Source organism: Mucilaginibacter sp. (genome assembly GCF_025362475.1).
Classification (GTDB): Bacteria; Bacteroidota; Bacteroidia; order Sphingobacteriales; family Sphingobacteriaceae; genus Mucilaginibacter.
The window spans coordinates 163,067-179,151 of record NZ_JANYGH010000005.1 but is presented as its reverse complement, the minus strand read 5'-3'; the positions used below and the strand labels follow the sequence as shown (position 1 = coordinate 179,151).

Below are 16,085 nucleotides of genomic sequence, written 5' to 3'. Positions count from 1 at the left end.
TAAAAAGAGGATTAGGACTGCCTGATTTTTTCGGAGCATGAAAACTATCTCAATTAACCGTTAAATTGTCAATATCTTGTACGTAGTTTTGCTGATAGTAATATTCGCTAACAACTCCCTTCAACATTTTTTTCCCCCTATTGCCAATTATTCGGGGTGGCACTTGCCCGTTATTTGCGCTCGCTATTTTTACTACATAGTCCATAGTCTGATTACTACCTGCTTGGCTGTTTGTTGCTTGATTAGTCGACACGAATAAACCGGACGAATTTCCGTTAATCAAAATTCCCGAACACGGTGTTGCTGCTGTTCCTGCATCAGTTATCAGGTTGCCATAAAAGCAACCACTGGTACCAAGCACGTTGATTCCATCTGCAGGTGTTCCGGTTATTGTATTTTTATTTGCGGTAACCTTTGAATAGTTTTTGAAAGCTATTCCATTGCCCATGGCAGAGTTAATGACGTTATTATCTGCATATACATTTACAAGACCGCTAATTGTTGTATTATCTGATATTTTAATTGCCGGCGCTGTTAAAAAACTAACTCCTGCTATATTTTCATAGCTATTGTTAAAACTATTGCCGGATATGCTTACATTAATGATATTCCAGCAATCAATTTGCCCCTGGTAAATTTTGTTATTGTAGATTTTATGATGTCCACTTAAAGAATCAGCTATTCCGTTATTATAGCCGTTATAAAAGAAACCCATGGTTACTGCCCGGCGATACCTCACTTTGGGGCCGCCACGCTCAACGGGGCCATAGCCATCGCCAAAATTAAATACATTATTATAAACTGAAACGTTTAATACAGCTTCATTAACACTATGCCTTTCAATGTCCACACCGCCTACAAGGTAGCCATCGCCATGAACGTTATTATTGTAAAATGAGGCACCGTTAACGCAACAAAACATCGTGCCTTCACGGTATATATTAAAAAATTCACAATCATGTACCTTTATGCCTGTTACAATTCTGGCATTCAGGCTTGGTTCAAAGACATCGCCGAAAAGCAAGCCATCCCCCCTGAAACTCTGAAATTTGCAATTTTTCACTTCAATGTTTTTGCCGTTGTTTATACTTAATGCAGTACAAAACTGGTAGTCGGCATCAAAAGTTTGACTGGCCAAATTTCCGTTGAAATCAATACCCTGTATCACCAGGTTACTAATAGATGGGGTGCCTACATAATATTGATAAAATAACGGATTGGGATTGTGCCTTCCGCCGGTAAGTTTAATATGGCAGGTTGCCACCCCTGTACCTATCATCCCAACCCCATCAACCAATTGAATTATGCCGCCTCCGTTTCCTGTGGCGCCTACCATATAACTTCCATCGGGGAAGTAAATATTGGGGATACCGTTGGCTTTCGCAAACACCAGGGAATTTTTAATGGCTTCGGTATCGTCTGTTACGCCATCACCTTTTGCCCCATGATCTCTAACATTCACAGAGGAAGATGCCGCCGCTGAAATAGATGAATTAATTGTTAATGAATTGCTAAATGACTCTGATTGAAAAGCTTTGGAAGAAGTGGCCTCCTTTTTGCATGAGAATAAACATAATGATGCTACAAAAACCAATAGTTTCGTCATAAGCGGGGGTTTAAATTTAATTAGTAAATAAAACAATTAAATAAATAGAATTAAAATGTAAAAATTAGAAAACATTTTAAACAATAGGTTGTTCTAACGAAAAAATACATGAAATATTACAAGAATCTTCTTGAATTAAGAGCTTATTGTAATTAATAAATAACAATGGCTTTAGAAATATTGTCCACCACATCCGATCTTAACGAATATGGTGGCGCCCAAAAAGTCCTTTTAGATCTGCACAATGGAATAAAAGGTAAATACAATTGTAAGATATTAGGTTTTACACCTTTTGAACAATTACATCCTAAATACAGAATTGAAAAATGCGAATACGTAAAATTTACTAACCCATTTTATTTAAACAATAAAGTACTTATTGTCCATGCCAGGAACATCATGGCGTTAATTATGGTAATTAAATGGGTTTTCTTTTTAAATACCAGGATCATATATGTAGCACATAATGTGTATAGCACGCATCGCCGGTTTTCATTTTTCCCAAATGATATCGTATCTATTTCAAAAAAGGTTACCGAAAATCTACTCGGTTATTTTAATTTAAAAAATCGAAAAATAACCCTGATTTATAATGGCATTATAGATGAGGGTACGAATCAAGAGGTGCCTTCATTCAAAAAAAACAGGAAAATAAAAATATTATATTCAGCAAGGGTAATTGATGTTAAAAGGCAGTTGATGATTGTTGATTGTTTAAAAGGCAAATTGCACGAGGATATTGAAATTTTGTTTGCCGGCAAAGGCCCGGATTATACACAATTAGAAGAAAAATGCAACAACACCACAAACTTTAAAGCCTTGGGTTTTGTTGAGAACGTAAATAATTTGGTGAAGGAAGTTGATTTTTTAATGCTTTTTTCCACCCAGGAAGGCTTGCCAATATCTTTAATTGAGGGTATTATGCTCGGAAAACCGTTACTGGTTAATGATGTAGGCGGAAATTTAGAAATAGGTGTACCCGGCTTAAATTGTATTGAACTAACTGAAAACTGGGATACTTTGGCCAATCAGATAAATAGTATAGTTAATTTATCACAACTGGATTATCAGCAAATGAGCAGAAACAGCAGACAGCATTACGAAAAAATGTTTACCTATGATGTCATGATTGAAAACTATACACGGCTCATTAACTCTTTATAACACTATCATTCGATGCCATTTTAAAAAGCCGAAAACAACGAATGATATTAACCCCACAATTGACTCAGCTACGTATAGAATGAAGATTGCTTATAATACACTTACGACAAAAATTTCAGGTTTAATTCAAAGTTCGCTATTTAAAAACAGTAGTTGGGGCATCATATCACAAATGTCGCAAACGCTGTTTCTGAGCTTATTTTTTGTGATCCTGGCCCGAAAGTACCCTACAGCAATTTTTGCTAAGTACATTGTTGCCAATGCCATTTATCAATTAGTTACGGCGTTTTCAACCATGGGTTTAAGCCAATGGTTTATAAGGGAATTTATTCATACCGAGAATAAAGAAACCCTGATAAGCAAGTTTATAAAAATGCAGATCTATTTTGGAATGGCATTTTACGTTGTCAACTTTGGGTTGGCATTTTTAATATACGATGATCAATTTACCCGTATTCTGATTATCTTATTAGGTGTTAACGTGATATTTGACAACCTTATAAATGGCATAAAATCATTAAACATTGCCAATTTTGAGCAAAAGAAAACCTTTATAATCCTAACTATCGAGTCAATACTGAAATTTGTTGCCGCTTGCCTACTTTTTGTTTACCCTTTATCTATTATAACTTTATCTGTTATTTTAATTGGTATCCGGTTTTTGACGCTTAATTTATTTCTATCCTTTGGCTCATCTAATCTTGTAACTGCAAAAACACTTTGGCGATGTAAGGTTACTTATCTTGATATGAAAATGTTAGTGATCCTTAACTGGGCATTTGTAATAATAGGAGGAGTATCAATCATTAATTGGCGAATGTGCAACATCATAATTTCAAAAGTATTAACAGCTTTTGATGTTGCGAACTATGAAATATCTTTCAAGATTTTCTCCATCGCCCAAATATTGCCTGTAGTTATTTCAACCTCAGTTTTTCCGCTGTTGGTAAAGCATTATTCAAAGCCAGATAAAGCAGATTTCTTTACGTTTTACAAAAAAATGCATGTTTATTACCTTTTATTTGGTTGGCTGGCCTATACATTCATATACTCTTTTTCAGATAAATTAATTCCTATAGCTTTTGGCAATACCTACCTAAGTAACCCCTATTATACACGGCAAATGTTTTTAACCATATTGGTTTTTCCAACAGCATTATTGCAGGCCAATATTTTAATTGCCATGAAAATGGAAAAACAGGATATGTTGTTTAACATTATAGCATTGGTGGTTAACCTCACCATGTGCGTTGTTGGATTCTTGTACATTAAATCATTAAGTGTTGTAAATTATTCGATTTTCGCGTCCTTCCTGATTTTTCATATCTCGCAGGATATATTGTTACTAAGGCGTAAAATGGTGACGATACGATCGGTAATGCAATATTATGTTATTACTATCATTTTCGTTTCGACTTACATTTTCTTCAGCAGATTAATTAACCCCTACCTGCTTTTTTCAGTAACCTGGATCATTACACTGCTAATAGCATTTGGCGGTAAAAAAATACAAATGGATTTCACCTCAAGAAAAGCGGCATTACGCAACAATATCACGGGTATATAGCCGGATTTAATCAGGGGGACTGAACGCAAAATTTTTCCGGATCTTTGCTATGTCCGGGCCAGTTTCTTATTGTTTGCAAACCCAAAGAGAGCTGCGCTCTTGATATAGTCTATTTGTTTTACAGGCTTTTTATAGCTAAACAACCACCAGAATCCATATCTTAAACAAAAGTTATAAAAGAATATCGGTAATACGATGCCAGATACCCAAATCACCAATATCAAAACGGGTACAAAGGTAATGTGGAGAAGACTCAAACAAATAATGCGCATTACTGTCATTACAATTATTTGTGCGCAGTAAATATAAAGCGAATGGTAACCTACGATCCTAAGAAAGGACAGGATATTTAGTTTTTGCAAGAAGAAAGAACAATTAATAGAGAGCGCGCAACCAATAGCAGCTTGTAAAAAGAATAAATAGGGCTTATTTATCTCTATGTTTCTGATACCTAAATCAGAAGCCTGAAGGTTTGTTGGGGTACAATAATATTGTATAACAACGAACGATATCAGCAGTGGAACAAAAAACCTCCACGACGTATAAATTTCAATTCTTCTGCTATCTAACATCACTTTTGACAACAAATCGCCCAAAGCAAAAAAAAGATAGTATTCAAAAATGTCTGTAAATAATCCCGCTTTTAAACTATACATCAGCGGGAACAATGAATATAAAAGTGCACCAATGGCGACCTGTGCAAGGGCCGGAACTTTAAGTTTAACATGTAAGAAAGCATAAATTACGCCTATACAATATAGCGCATTTAAATACCAGAAAATACCTGTTCGTCTCGGGTTGATAATTAAATTGAAATAATCTACCGGCGTAAAACCATTATGGGTAAAATGGTTCATAATAATCTGTAAGGTAACCTGGATAACGCCCCAAACAAATAATGGCCACAATATATTGTTGCTTCGGTTACCTATGTAGGTGGCCAGGCCCTTTTTATTTAAACTTTTAGCAATAAGCAAGCCCGAGATGATGAAAAATAAGGGCATCCTGAAGCCATATAAGAAGACACCTATGTAATTAAAAAAAGGATACTTATCTAATGCCAAACCATGATCTTTCAAGGTTTCGTAACAATGACCATAACCAACCAGTATTATACTGATGCCTTTGTCATAATCAATCCATTTCCATCGTTTTTCCTGGCGTATAAATGCAGCGTTAAAGGGATCCATCAATAATTAATTTCTGTTTTTTAGGTGTAGTATCCTTCCAACTCAATCGCCGTGCCATTAATTTCTAACATATCCTTGAGATCAATGAAAGACGTACAATGGTTGTACACTATTTAAGAAGAAAAACCAGGTAAACACGATGCTTTGGCTTAAAACACCAAACGGCATTGGATTTGCATACAGTTTATAAATTTAACAAGTTTATGATGTGCCGGCTTTTAATGATTGATGACAACCCTATTGAACATTTTATTGTGCAAAGAATGCTTGATACCTATAAATTATTCCCAAATGCTGTGCACAGTTTGGATGGCAAGTCAACGATTCAATCTCTTAAAGAAAACATCAATCAATCTGATCAAATTCCGGACGTTATATTTTTAGATCTGAATATGCCGGAGTTTAGCGGGTGGGAATTTCTTAAACATTTTAACAACTTAATTCCTGGCTTTAACAAAGAAATAGAGGTTCATATAGTATCGTCTTCGATTGATCCGAGAGACATATTAAAATCAAAAAAATATTCATTCGTTAAATCCTTTATAAGTAAACCGTTCAAGAAGCAGATGTTGGAAGATTTGTTTTTAAAATGGTCCAATTAATCAACATTCGCACTTAACAATATAGCTCTGTTGGAGATATGGAATTAATTATCTTTATTTTGACAATACAACATTGTATGTTGAACTGCCAATAATATCAATACTGAATCGTTGTTTGATCTAATTTTTTGAGATAATAGCACTGGGCGAAAGAGATGATCTAATGATTATCCAACAAGTGGTGGAAGCATTAAAAGTTTCAATTTTAAATCAAAATTTGAAGACTATGGCTGATGGAATCTTTTTTTCAAAATAAACCACCACTAAAGACATACCTTTGTTGCATAATTTGAATTATGAAAAGTGAGGATAAAGATTCAGTTAACACCTTAGAAATAATCAATTCGCTAAAAAGTGAAAATGTTATGCTAAGAAAAGAAATTCAGCACTTACAAAGTACTGAAAGTTCTGAAGCCAAACAATTGGCCTATCAGGAAAGCCAGATGCGTTTCCGCACTATTTTCGAACTTTCCAAATTGGGCAATAAAGTCATCACTTCAGATTTAAAAATCACGCAGATCAACCCTGCTATGGTCACCCTGCTGGGCTACGATCATAAGGAGGAGATCATTGGAACCCGGATACTGGACTATTCACCACAAGACCATCATGCCCATTGGGAACTGCTCCAGGAACATTTATGGGAGAAATCGACCCCGTTCTTTAGTTTGGAAACCGTGCTCATCAAAAAGGATAAAACGTTGATTTGGGTAAATGTCACCTCTATTTTGTTTCCGGATCAGGGCCATAACTTAGGTTATACCATCATCCAGGATATTACAGAACAACATGCACTTAAATTACAGAAAGAGGAGTTTATAGCAATCGCCAGCCATGAATTAAAAACGCCTATAACCAGCCTTAAAGCGGTGTTACAATTGCTAATCCGAATGATCAAAAAGGAGGAAACAATTCCGGAAAAGATTGCTAACCTGGCTCACGAAGCACAACTTTATACCTCCAAACTAATCCATCTTGTCGAAGATCTGTTGAACGCGTCCAAGCTTGAACAGGGCCAATTATCTGTTAATAAGCGTAAATTTCCGCTCTCTGAGGTGATTGAAGGTTGCTGTAATCATTTGAGATTAGACAGAAAACACTACGTTACGCATAACGGTGATCTTTCGATCATAGTCAACGCAGACAGGCATAAGATTGACCAGATTCTGGTTAATTTTGTAAACAATGCAGTAAAATACGCGCCAGCTTCCGAAGAAATAGCCATTAAGGTAGAGCAATTATCTACCAGCGTAAAAATATCAGTTACTGATAAAGGAAAGGGAATACCATCCGAAGATCTGCCACATTTGTTTGAGCGTTATTACCAGGTAGGTAAAGGCGATAAACACAGCTCGGGCTTAGGTTTAGGGCTTTATATTTCTGCAGAGATCATTAAGAAACATCATGGAGAAATTGGCGTGGAAAGCAAAATTGGTGAAGGTTCTTCCTTTTGGTTCACTTTGCCGAACAAAGAGTCAATAGCCGTTAATTAATCAAACAAAATTCCATTCTATTGCTTGTATCAATGAGCAATCGTCCCCCTTCCCTGATTTCTTTAGTTGCGGAGTATAAGGAATATACTCGTATAGTCCTATGGAAACCATCGAAAATCTTAATAAAGAAATTTTTGCCTTAAAAAAGGAAAATCAGCAATTAAAATTTGCCGGAGAATTAGCTAATATCAGGAACGATAAACAGTTGGCTTTCCAGGTTTCCCAGCTTCGATTTCGTACCGTTTTTAAATCGTCACGGCTGGCTAATAAAATCATCGGGCCAGATCTTAAAATTTTGGAGGTTAATCCCGCATTGTTAGCGCTGTTGGGTTATGACCGCGAAGAAGAGATCGAGGGAACCAGGATACTTGATTATTCACCTATAGAATACCATCAGCATTGGAAATTGCTTCAAGAAAATCTATGGAAAAAATCTTCTCCATCGTTTACGTTGGAAACCTGCTTGCGAAGAAAGGACGGCAGCCTGATCTGGTGTAATGTAAATTCTATTCTTTTTGAGGATAATAACAAAACTTTAGGGTTTACCATCATCGAAAACATCACACTTAAACGGGAGATTAAGCTGGACAAAGATGAATTTATAAACGTTGCAAGCCATGAATTAAAAACACCATTGACCAGTTTGAAGGCTGTAATTCAGTTATTTAATAGAATCATACAAAAAAACGTGACCATTCCAGCCAAAGTGGTAGAACTGGCTCATGATGCGGAGCGCTATGTTGAAAAGCTTAACCATTTGGTCGAAGACTTGTTGAACTCCACAAGAATGGGTGAAGGGCAATTAACGCTAAACAAAAAATCTTTATTGTTAAAGGACCTTATTGAAGGTTGTTGCAATCACATTCGTTTAAACGGGATGTATCGAATTATAAACAAAGGTGACTTATCCTTAAACGTATTTGCAGATAAGTACAGAATAAACCAGGTATTAATGATCATGGTCAATAATGCGGTCAAGCATGCTCCAGATTCAATGCAAATTACCCTAAATGTTGAGGATATGGGGAATCGCGTAAAAGTTTCCGTTATCGATAAAGGGAAAGGTATTTCTCCAGAATGTGTTCCTTTTCTATTTGACCGGTATTACCGCGTCGACAAGAACCGCAATCAAGGCTCCGGCTTAGGTCTGGGTTTATACATATCCTCAGAGATTATCCGGAAACACGGCGGTGAGATCGGAGTAGATACCGAGGTCGAAAAGGGTGCCACATTTTGGTTTATTCTTCCGAAGGGCATGTAATTCCTCTTATAATATTATGTTTTTTTTCATTGTGGCCTGTTGCTGATTAAAAATAAGCGGGTTGTCAGCCGCTTACCCACCGTGAGCTTTTAAAAAGCAATAGTTGCCACCGGAGTGAAAACGTATATTAATTTGAGATATCTATTATAAAAAGACTTAAATAATCTTGAAAATGTTATTTAAGTTGAAAAATATAAATTGTTCCTGTACATCGCAGGAACAATTCAAAAGTTTAACAAGGCTATTGAAAAACTCAAAAACTATTGCGAGGACGAATTAAAAAACCAATATGCGGTAGAGATTATCGACCTGCTGGAACATCCTCACAAGGCGAACAAATTATTGCGGTGCCCCCCAAATTAAAAAGCGTCCTGCTCCCTTACGTATATTGGTCGGCTATCTCTCTGATAAAGCCTTCGTTGGTCTTTACCTCGTGGCGAATAAATAACTCATTGATTAACTGGCTTGTAACTCCAGGAAACCGATCAGATGTTCTTCCAGCAAATCGGTATTATAATCCGAATCCGTATCATGAACAGTAACGGATAACGCGTCGTCTGTTACGATAATTGTCAGGGCAGGGCCTTCGATCACCTCTGGAAACAACACATTGATCACATCATACACATGCGCATAGTCAATCGCCAGATTGGAACCCAATTTTCCATTTATATAATCCGCGAATTCTGTCTTTAACAGGTCAAACAGCTTTTCAGCGCTGAGTGGTTTTACATTTTTGATAGTTGCCATAGGCCTACACAAGCGTTGGCAGGCGAATAAGTTTCATACGTTGGAAACTATTCTGGATATTTCTGAATTGTTGACCCTATCGTTCCGGAATATCTAAAATATCATTCCAAAACACTTTGATCATGCTAATATGAATCAATTAGTAAAACATATCACACAAATACCATGAACTTGGGTGATGGAATCACATGGTCAGGCCTTCTGTAATATCCAGTAGAACATGAAAAAAAAACATTATATCGAAAAGTTTAATGAATTTATCACAATCCCGAAACGTGAACATAAGTCATTGTTTACCAATACTATAAAGCCTATCCAAGCGCATTAATCAACGGGCTTATGCTTAAGACTCCACCTTATAAATTCAAGCAATATTGGTAATAGATCAATACTTTTTTCTGTCAGGCTGTAAATAACCTTTTGCTTTATGATCAGGGTCCGTACGTTTGGAAATTACCCCCTCCTGTTCCAGCATGGCAAGTCGGTCCATTGTCGTGGCAGACGTAATGCGATCTTAATCCAACGGGAGGTTTAAAAGACGAATGATGGACAGCTGCCATTTGTTCAACTTTTTATCAAATTCAACTACCTTCAATTCATTAAGTGGTATCTTAATTTTTATCTGCGCCCCCCCGTTATTTTCTATGGAAAGTTGCCCCTTGAATTTTTCAACTCTCGATGCGATATTTCCAAGCCCCATACCGTGCCCGGCTTGTTTTACACCATCAGAGTGTATGCCCACGCCGTTGTCATTAATGGCGAAATAAAGATTTTGCTCGTCAGTAAGCATTTTTAATTCTATAGTGCTTGCCTTTGAATGTTTAATGGCGTTGTGCACAACTTCTTTAACCAACAGGTAAACGTTTCTGCGGCTTTGAATGCTAATTTTCACATCAGGAATATCATCAGGCACCTCCGACACAAAATCTATATCAGAGTGTTCAAATAGCTTATTAATTTGAACATAAGTATAGTAAATCAAATTTTCCAGATTATCATTACCCACATTAGTGCTCCAGATAACATCACGAATTTTTTCCGACAGCTCATTCACCATCTGTTTGATCTGATCTATCTCGGGGCTTCCATTTCCATTTTTACTGGCTTTATTGGCTAATGACTGAATGGCAAACACCCCTGATCCGATATCGTCATGCATCTCTGAGCTTATCCTTTGTCTTTCGGACGAGATCAATTGCTGCTGCGTCTCAAATGCCTTTTTCAATGATAGTCTTTTACGAAGCATGATTACATAACCGTAGAAGACAAAGAGAACAAAGGCCATAAATAAAATTATTTTAAGGCCGGTTCCACGCCACCATGGCTCTTCTATTGTAAAATCATATTTTATCATGGCGTCCGCCATTCCCAGGCGGGGGTCAACTGCGGTGGCTTTTAATGTATACTCACCTGGCATTAATGACGAGAAATGAATAGTTCGTTCACCGGGCTCTGTCGTTAACCAGGTACTGTCTGTTTTGGTTACCAGACAATATTTTATATAAATTTCCCTTGCTTTAGAATAAGCAGGGATACCAATATTAAATATTACATTATTTTCGGAGTAGGATAATCTGTGCCCGGCATTTCCTGTTGATACCTGATTATTTACCTTAACATATAATAAATAGTTCTTCAATTTTTTCTCACTTGCAGTTTTCACAAGCGGGAAGTTATCCAGTCCAGATGACGTAGCTAAATAGATTGTTTGATTTACTCCGTCGATATCCAACACCTCTGATGCGCTACGGTCTGGAAACTCATAGTTATCAACTAATGCGTTTTTTTGTGTGTTAAATATTTGAAGCGGACCTGAACCTAATATCCATAAATTTTTATCCACAGGTTTGATCTTGAATATTGACTTTGAAGACAGGCCATTTTGGACGGAAATATGTTTTACATCGCTTTTTTCCACTACCAACATGCCGTTACTGATTGTTCCGATAAAAAGCCGGTGATCAATGTAAGATAGAGACGCCGCGTAAACTTGCTCATTGTTAAATAAAAATGGCTTCATGCCCTTTTTATTAATTTTGAATAAGCTGTTTTTGAAAGCAACAAACAAAGAGGCCTGATCTGGAAAATAGGCTATGGAGCGGCTTCGTAGCCTCAGGTAAAAATAGTTTTCAGTAGCGTCATATTTAAACACATGGCCAAATGCATTTATTATTTGGTTGTTCAACTGCTCTGATCGTTCTTGCGGTATCACAAACAAGCCGCTTGTTGATGCGATGTAAATAGCTTTTTCATCATAACAGAGCTGCTTTACCGTTTTAATAGCAGATAGCTCTGTGATCTTTTTCGTAGGTATATTAATTTTGTAGGTAGCAAGCGAAGATGCCACAATATACTCATCCCTGCCAATGGCAGCAAGGTAATTTATTGACCCAACGTTAGGCGCTACCTTTATCTTAAAACTTGTTTTTTTTGTAACCGGGTCATAAAGCAACAGGAAACCCTTTTGTGTGCCCAACAGTAAGTTGTCGTGATAGTTCTTCACGCTCACTATAAGATCATCATTATTCAGGTCCGGTATTCTTGTTTTGTTGGCTATATCCTTTTTGTATTGTATCAATAACCCATAGTATAAACTGCCAAACCAATTATTGCCTTCGTGATCGGTTGCAATGGCAGATATGTTTTGCCCTTTTATTTGCCCGCCATTTTTTAAGGAGTAACTACTGTAGTTTGTGTTTACAAACTGATCATCTGGCGTGATGGATAGGGTGTTTATAAAATTGTTAAACACAATTTGCGCGCACTGTTTTACGGTATCGTTTTGTAACAGCAGCTTTTTAACAATACCTGTGGGATTAACCATCATATATACAGTATCACGATAAGTATCCTTGGTGAGCAGGTAAACATTACTACTAATTTCGTTATCGCCTTTATAAGTTAGCTTTTTTAAGCCTGCCGCTTCAGTATATGAATACCAGACTTTGTCACCACGAACCAATACCTGCTTTTTTAATACTGCCAGGCTGGCTGTATAGGTATTACTATTGACGTATTTCCCCGTTAAGGTTTTAGTGTCCAACACAAAAAGGCCATGGTCTGATGTAGCCAGAAGCTCATTTTTAAATAGGGCCATTCGGGGAAAATTACGCTCTTTTGTATGGTCATAGCCTTCTACCAGCGTAACCGTTTCACGATCAATATAAAAAATTTGCCCATTGAAATTATTGAACCAGATGCGGCCGTAATTGTCTTCCAAAAGATTGGTACAGCCTAACGAAATTTGCCGGGGATGACTGAAATGAACAAAGCTAACACCATCGTAACGGCTTACGCCGAAATCACTGGCTATCCATAAAAAACCATGTTTATCAACATGGAGGTCATATATCTCCTTAGTCGGAAACTCCAGTACTTGTTTTATTGGGACGTCCTGGGCTCTCAAGCCTGCCCCGGAAAAAAGAAAAAAAAGGATAAAATTGATCTTAATTAAAAATGACCTGTTCATTAAAAGTAAATGTAGTTTTTTAATTCTAAATATAAATATTGTGAATGGGACGCACGATAATTTAATGTAGAATGCGACAGGTGTAACCATCCCAAGTAGTTTAAAATTTCATATTTTTTACTTTGGCGCCTTTCATTTGAGAGTCATGCAGCTTTTTATAGTGAAGCCGGCGCTTTCTAAATATGCTTTATCAACAAAAGCCCGGTAAAAATTTACGCATTGCAGAGTTGCTTTTAAAAATCACGTATCAGCATCTGCTTTCTTAAAAATACATTTTTCAGTTTGCGCTTTAAAAGCACGGACCAACTTCACTATGCCAATAAATAGATCACTGTCGGCAGGCCGGCCGAAAACATCATCATCCTGTTTTGATGATGTTTTCTATTGAACTGCAAATCTGACTACAACAACTACCAGCCTGGTTACTTTTTATTTAGAAATGGGGCTGATCTTTGCTTCCTAACTATGAATTATATGGAAAACGGAATCAAAGGTAAAGTTGTCGCCATAACAGGCGCCAGCAGCGGAATCGGCAAAGCCACAGCATTTGCATTGGCAAAAAGCGGAGCAAAAGTCATCCTGGGAGCGCGTAATGAAACGCAGCTGGAAATTATTGTCAGGGATATCGTGGGCGATGGTGGAGAGGCCATAAGTGCAGCGATTGATGTTAGGGAAAAAGCCGATTTGGAAACATTGGTGCAGTTGGCTATTAAAAACTACGGCAAACTGGATGCTATCGTTAACAATGCGGGCGTCACACAGATCAATCGGATTGACGAGCTGGACATAGAAGGATGGGAAGACATGATCGACATCAACATCAAAGGCGTATTGTATGGCATGGCAGCAGCAATACCCATATTCAAACAGCAGCAATCGGGTCACATCATCAATATTATTTCCACTTCAGGCATAAAAATTGTTCCCACTCAGGGTGTATATGCGGGAACCAAAAATGCAATCCGTACTATTACGGAAGCATTCAGGCAGGAGTCAGACGGTTCTATCCGAATTACCGGCATTTCTCCGGGGTATGTTAAAACAAATCTGATCAATAACGTTAAGAATGAGGAGATCAGAACTGCGGGGGCAAAGAACATGGAGAAATTAGGTATCAGCCCGGAGGCCATTGCAAATGCGGTCATCTACGCGTTAAGCCAGCCCAAAGATGTAGAGGTGGGTGATATTGTCATCCGTCCAGCGGCACAAAATTAAATTAGACAAAAGATTATCGGAATGAAGGACAAATCAGACATCAAGCATTACAGCAGCATTTCGCAGTTAACACGAGAACTGGGGCTTCCGGTACCCGCCCATCCCCTGGTTGCGCTTGTTGACTATGCAAATGTTTCCAAAAGCCTATTTGAAACTGAGTTTAAGGTTAGCCTTGATTTTTATAAAATATCCTTTAAAAATAGCTTTACCGGCCAGGTGAAGTACGGACAGGGACATTACGATTTTGATCAGGGAGGAATGGCTTTTCTCAAGCCAGGGCAACTGGTGATCGCGTCCACTGATAAAAGCAGCTATGAGGGGTTCGTGCTGTATTTCCATCCTGATTTTATCCGAAACTATTCTTTAGGTACAGCCATAAATCAGTACGGGTTCTTTTCTTATGATGTGTCAGAGGCGTTGTTTTTGTCTGCTGGTGAAAAAGAGACCATTACCCGTCTTTTTGACCAGATAGGCGATGAACTGAAGAACAATATTGATCATTTCAGTCAGGACATCCTCGTTTCGCATATTGAACTTTTACTCAACTACAGCAATCGTTTTTATAACCGCCAGTTCATCACCCGGAAGGCGGTCAATCACGAAGTGACTGTGTCTTTGGATAAGTTACTGAACCGGTACTTTGAAAACGGGTGGGGTCTGAAAGACGGCATCCCCTCCGTGCATTATATAAGTTCTGAACTGCACATCTCCCAGCGATATCTGAGTGACCTCTTACGTTCGCTCACCGGTCAAAATACACAGCAATATGTCCAGCATTATGTGATTGACATATCGAAAGATTTGCTGAGCGGATCTTCCCTTTCGGTAACAGAAATTGCGTACTATTTAGGGTTCGGACACCCGCAATCGTTTAGCAAGTTGTTCAAAATTAAAACAGACCTGACGCCACTGGCGTTCAGACAATCATTTAATTAGAATGTAAATTCTCTGATTTAAATGATACAATTCCAGGTCCTGGCAAAGGATCTCAATTACCTTTGGCTTCTTTACTTGAATATTTCCATTTCAGAATTTAACAAGATTTGGTTACAAAGAATTTGGTGAGGGCAGGTTGATTTTATCAAAGAAATTGACAAATTAAAATACATTCAGCGCAGGACCAAACTATTTGGGTGAGTTAGATAGACCATTTCTTATTGATCAACTTCACATTAACCGAGCATATCTTTATAGTGATATCTTTATTTGTGACCAGACGGCTTATTCCGCTAAAGGTCATGGTAAAAGTAACCTATTCGCCAACTATTATATAATGCAAGGTTCAAATTTCTACAAACTCAGACGATTGATCCATCCCGGGAGAAATTTTTCCTTGCTTTTTCTTTGTCAGGTTTTGCATCATTGCTTCGGCCACTTCTATAAAAACCATCAGTTTTTCTTCGCTGATACCGCTGTTCGCCATTTCATTCACTTCCCTAACTTTCTTTTCGATGTATGGAATTGTACTAAGGGCGTTTGGAGACAGGGAAATAAGATGCTGTCTCCTATCGGCCGGGTTAGTTTTCACCATAATTATTTCGCTTTCTTCCATCGAAAAAATGATATGAGCAACCCTCGACTTATCGATGTGTAGCAACTCTGCTAATTGATTTTGAGTGATTGGTTTTTTCTGTTTGGCCAACGTAAGTAATACCTCAAAATGATGGTTCACTTTGATGGAAGAGAGTTCCCGGCTTAGGTTCCGGGTGTAAAAGTAATTGATCAGCCTTAAGTTTTGCGATAGCAGTTCTGTATTCTTCATCATTTG

General features: G+C 37.6%; 13 protein-coding genes. 8 read left to right on the top strand and 5 right to left on the bottom strand.

What is annotated here, in order from left to right:
- Positions 1 to 49: 49 nt before the first annotated feature.
- Positions 50 to 1,606, bottom strand: coding sequence for a glycosyl hydrolase family 28-related protein (locus tag Q0R88_RS02635; RefSeq protein WP_295711872.1), 1,557 nt, complete (start codon positions 1,604 to 1,606; stop codon positions 50 to 52).
- 165 nt (positions 1,607 to 1,771) lie between these two features.
- Between Q0R88_RS02635 and Q0R88_RS02630 the strand changes: the two genes are divergently transcribed.
- Both Q0R88_RS02630 and Q0R88_RS02625 read left to right on the top strand, forming a co-directional pair.
- Positions 1,772 to 2,770 (top strand): glycosyltransferase family 4 protein, encoded by a 999-nt coding sequence (locus Q0R88_RS02630; RefSeq protein WP_295711871.1) that lies wholly within the window; start codon positions 1,772 to 1,774, stop codon positions 2,768 to 2,770.
- Between the two features lie 79 nt (positions 2,771 to 2,849).
- A complete protein-coding gene (locus Q0R88_RS02625; protein WP_295711870.1) occupies positions 2,850 to 4,337 on the top strand; it encodes a hypothetical protein in 1,488 nt (495 codons plus the stop codon).
- Positions 4,338 to 4,384: 47 nt separating this feature from the next.
- Here the strand turns inward: Q0R88_RS02625 and Q0R88_RS02620 are convergent, their stop codons facing one another.
- The gene (locus tag Q0R88_RS02620; protein ID WP_295711869.1) at positions 4,385 to 5,527 is read right to left on the bottom strand and encodes an acyltransferase family protein; all 1,143 of its coding nucleotides are present in this window, start codon (positions 5,525 to 5,527) and stop codon (positions 4,385 to 4,387) included.
- A 203-nt stretch (positions 5,528 to 5,730) separates the two neighbouring features.
- Between Q0R88_RS02620 and Q0R88_RS02615 the strand changes: the two genes are divergently transcribed.
- The 4 genes from Q0R88_RS02615 (at position 5,731) to Q0R88_RS27150 (ending at position 9,246) form a co-directional block, all read left to right on the top strand.
- Positions 5,731 to 6,129, top strand: a complete 399-nt coding sequence (locus Q0R88_RS02615) for a response regulator (RefSeq protein WP_295711868.1) — start codon at positions 5,731 to 5,733, stop codon at positions 6,127 to 6,129.
- A gap of 365 nt (positions 6,130 to 6,494) precedes the next feature.
- Positions 6,495 to 7,622 (top strand): ATP-binding protein, encoded by a 1,128-nt coding sequence (locus tag Q0R88_RS02610; RefSeq protein WP_295711867.1) that lies wholly within the window; start codon positions 6,495 to 6,497, stop codon positions 7,620 to 7,622.
- A gap of 100 nt (positions 7,623 to 7,722) precedes the next feature.
- Positions 7,723 to 8,883 carry a PAS domain-containing sensor histidine kinase gene (locus Q0R88_RS02605; RefSeq protein WP_295711865.1) on the top strand — a complete coding sequence of 387 codons (1,161 nt, stop codon included), beginning with the start codon at positions 7,723 to 7,725 and terminating at the stop codon, positions 8,881 to 8,883.
- Between the two features lie 198 nt (positions 8,884 to 9,081).
- On the top strand, positions 9,082 to 9,246 hold the full coding sequence (locus Q0R88_RS27150; RefSeq protein WP_366086635.1) for a circadian clock KaiB family protein: 165 nt from the start codon (positions 9,082 to 9,084) through the stop codon (positions 9,244 to 9,246).
- A 93-nt stretch (positions 9,247 to 9,339) separates the two neighbouring features.
- Here the strand turns inward: Q0R88_RS27150 and Q0R88_RS02600 are convergent, their stop codons facing one another.
- Both Q0R88_RS02600 and Q0R88_RS02595 read right to left on the bottom strand, forming a co-directional pair.
- Positions 9,340 to 9,633: a hypothetical protein gene (locus Q0R88_RS02600; RefSeq protein ID WP_295711863.1), complete on the bottom strand. Its 294-nt coding sequence runs from the start codon at positions 9,631 to 9,633 to the stop codon at positions 9,340 to 9,342.
- A 514-nt stretch (positions 9,634 to 10,147) separates the two neighbouring features.
- Positions 10,148 to 13,102: an ATP-binding protein gene (locus Q0R88_RS02595; RefSeq protein WP_295711861.1), complete on the bottom strand. Its 2,955-nt coding sequence runs from the start codon at positions 13,100 to 13,102 to the stop codon at positions 10,148 to 10,150.
- A 474-nt stretch (positions 13,103 to 13,576) separates the two neighbouring features.
- On the opposite strand from Q0R88_RS02595, the gene Q0R88_RS02590 reads away from it, so the two are divergent.
- Both Q0R88_RS02590 and Q0R88_RS02585 read left to right on the top strand, forming a co-directional pair.
- The gene (locus Q0R88_RS02590) at positions 13,577 to 14,317 is read left to right on the top strand and encodes an SDR family oxidoreductase (RefSeq protein ID WP_295711859.1); all 741 of its coding nucleotides are present in this window, start codon (positions 13,577 to 13,579) and stop codon (positions 14,315 to 14,317) included.
- Between the two features lie 21 nt (positions 14,318 to 14,338).
- Complete coding sequence (locus Q0R88_RS02585; protein WP_295711858.1) at positions 14,339 to 15,253, top strand: AraC family transcriptional regulator; 915 nt, start codon at positions 14,339 to 14,341, stop codon at positions 15,251 to 15,253.
- A gap of 346 nt (positions 15,254 to 15,599) precedes the next feature.
- On the opposite strand, the gene Q0R88_RS02580 is transcribed toward Q0R88_RS02585, so the two are convergent.
- Positions 15,600 to 16,082, bottom strand: coding sequence for a MarR family transcriptional regulator (locus Q0R88_RS02580; protein WP_295711856.1), 483 nt, complete (start codon positions 16,080 to 16,082; stop codon positions 15,600 to 15,602).
- Positions 16,083 to 16,085: the final 3 nt, after the last annotated feature.

Bases quoted from the DNA above. Each gene is read 5' to 3' on its own strand.
- Q0R88_RS02620 (WP_295711869.1), bottom strand. From the start codon at position 5,527: ATGGATCCCTTTAACGCTGCATTTATACGCCAGGAAAAACGATGGAAA.
- Q0R88_RS02615 (WP_295711868.1), top strand. From the start codon at position 5,731: ATGATGTGCCGGCTTTTAATGATTGATGACAACCCTATTGAACATTTT.
- Q0R88_RS02585 (WP_295711858.1), top strand. From the start codon at position 14,339: ATGAAGGACAAATCAGACATCAAGCATTACAGCAGCATTTCGCAGTTA.
- Q0R88_RS02600 (WP_295711863.1), bottom strand. From the start codon at position 9,633: ATGGCAACTATCAAAAATGTAAAACCACTCAGCGCTGAAAAGCTGTTT.
- Q0R88_RS02590 (WP_295711859.1), top strand. From the start codon at position 13,577: ATGGAAAACGGAATCAAAGGTAAAGTTGTCGCCATAACAGGCGCCAGC.
- Q0R88_RS02625 (WP_295711870.1), top strand. From the start codon at position 2,850: ATGAAGATTGCTTATAATACACTTACGACAAAAATTTCAGGTTTAATT.
- Q0R88_RS02595 (WP_295711861.1), bottom strand. From the start codon at position 13,102: ATGAACAGGTCATTTTTAATTAAGATCAATTTTATCCTTTTTTTTCTT.
- Q0R88_RS02605 (WP_295711865.1), top strand. From the start codon at position 7,723: ATGGAAACCATCGAAAATCTTAATAAAGAAATTTTTGCCTTAAAAAAG.
- Q0R88_RS02580 (WP_295711856.1), bottom strand. From the start codon at position 16,082: ATGATGAAGAATACAGAACTGCTATCGCAAAACTTAAGGCTGATCAAT.
- Q0R88_RS02630 (WP_295711871.1), top strand. From the start codon at position 1,772: ATGGCTTTAGAAATATTGTCCACCACATCCGATCTTAACGAATATGGT.
- Q0R88_RS02635 (WP_295711872.1), bottom strand. From the start codon at position 1,606: ATGACGAAACTATTGGTTTTTGTAGCATCATTATGTTTATTCTCATGC.
- Q0R88_RS02610 (WP_295711867.1), top strand. From the start codon at position 6,495: ATGCTAAGAAAAGAAATTCAGCACTTACAAAGTACTGAAAGTTCTGAA.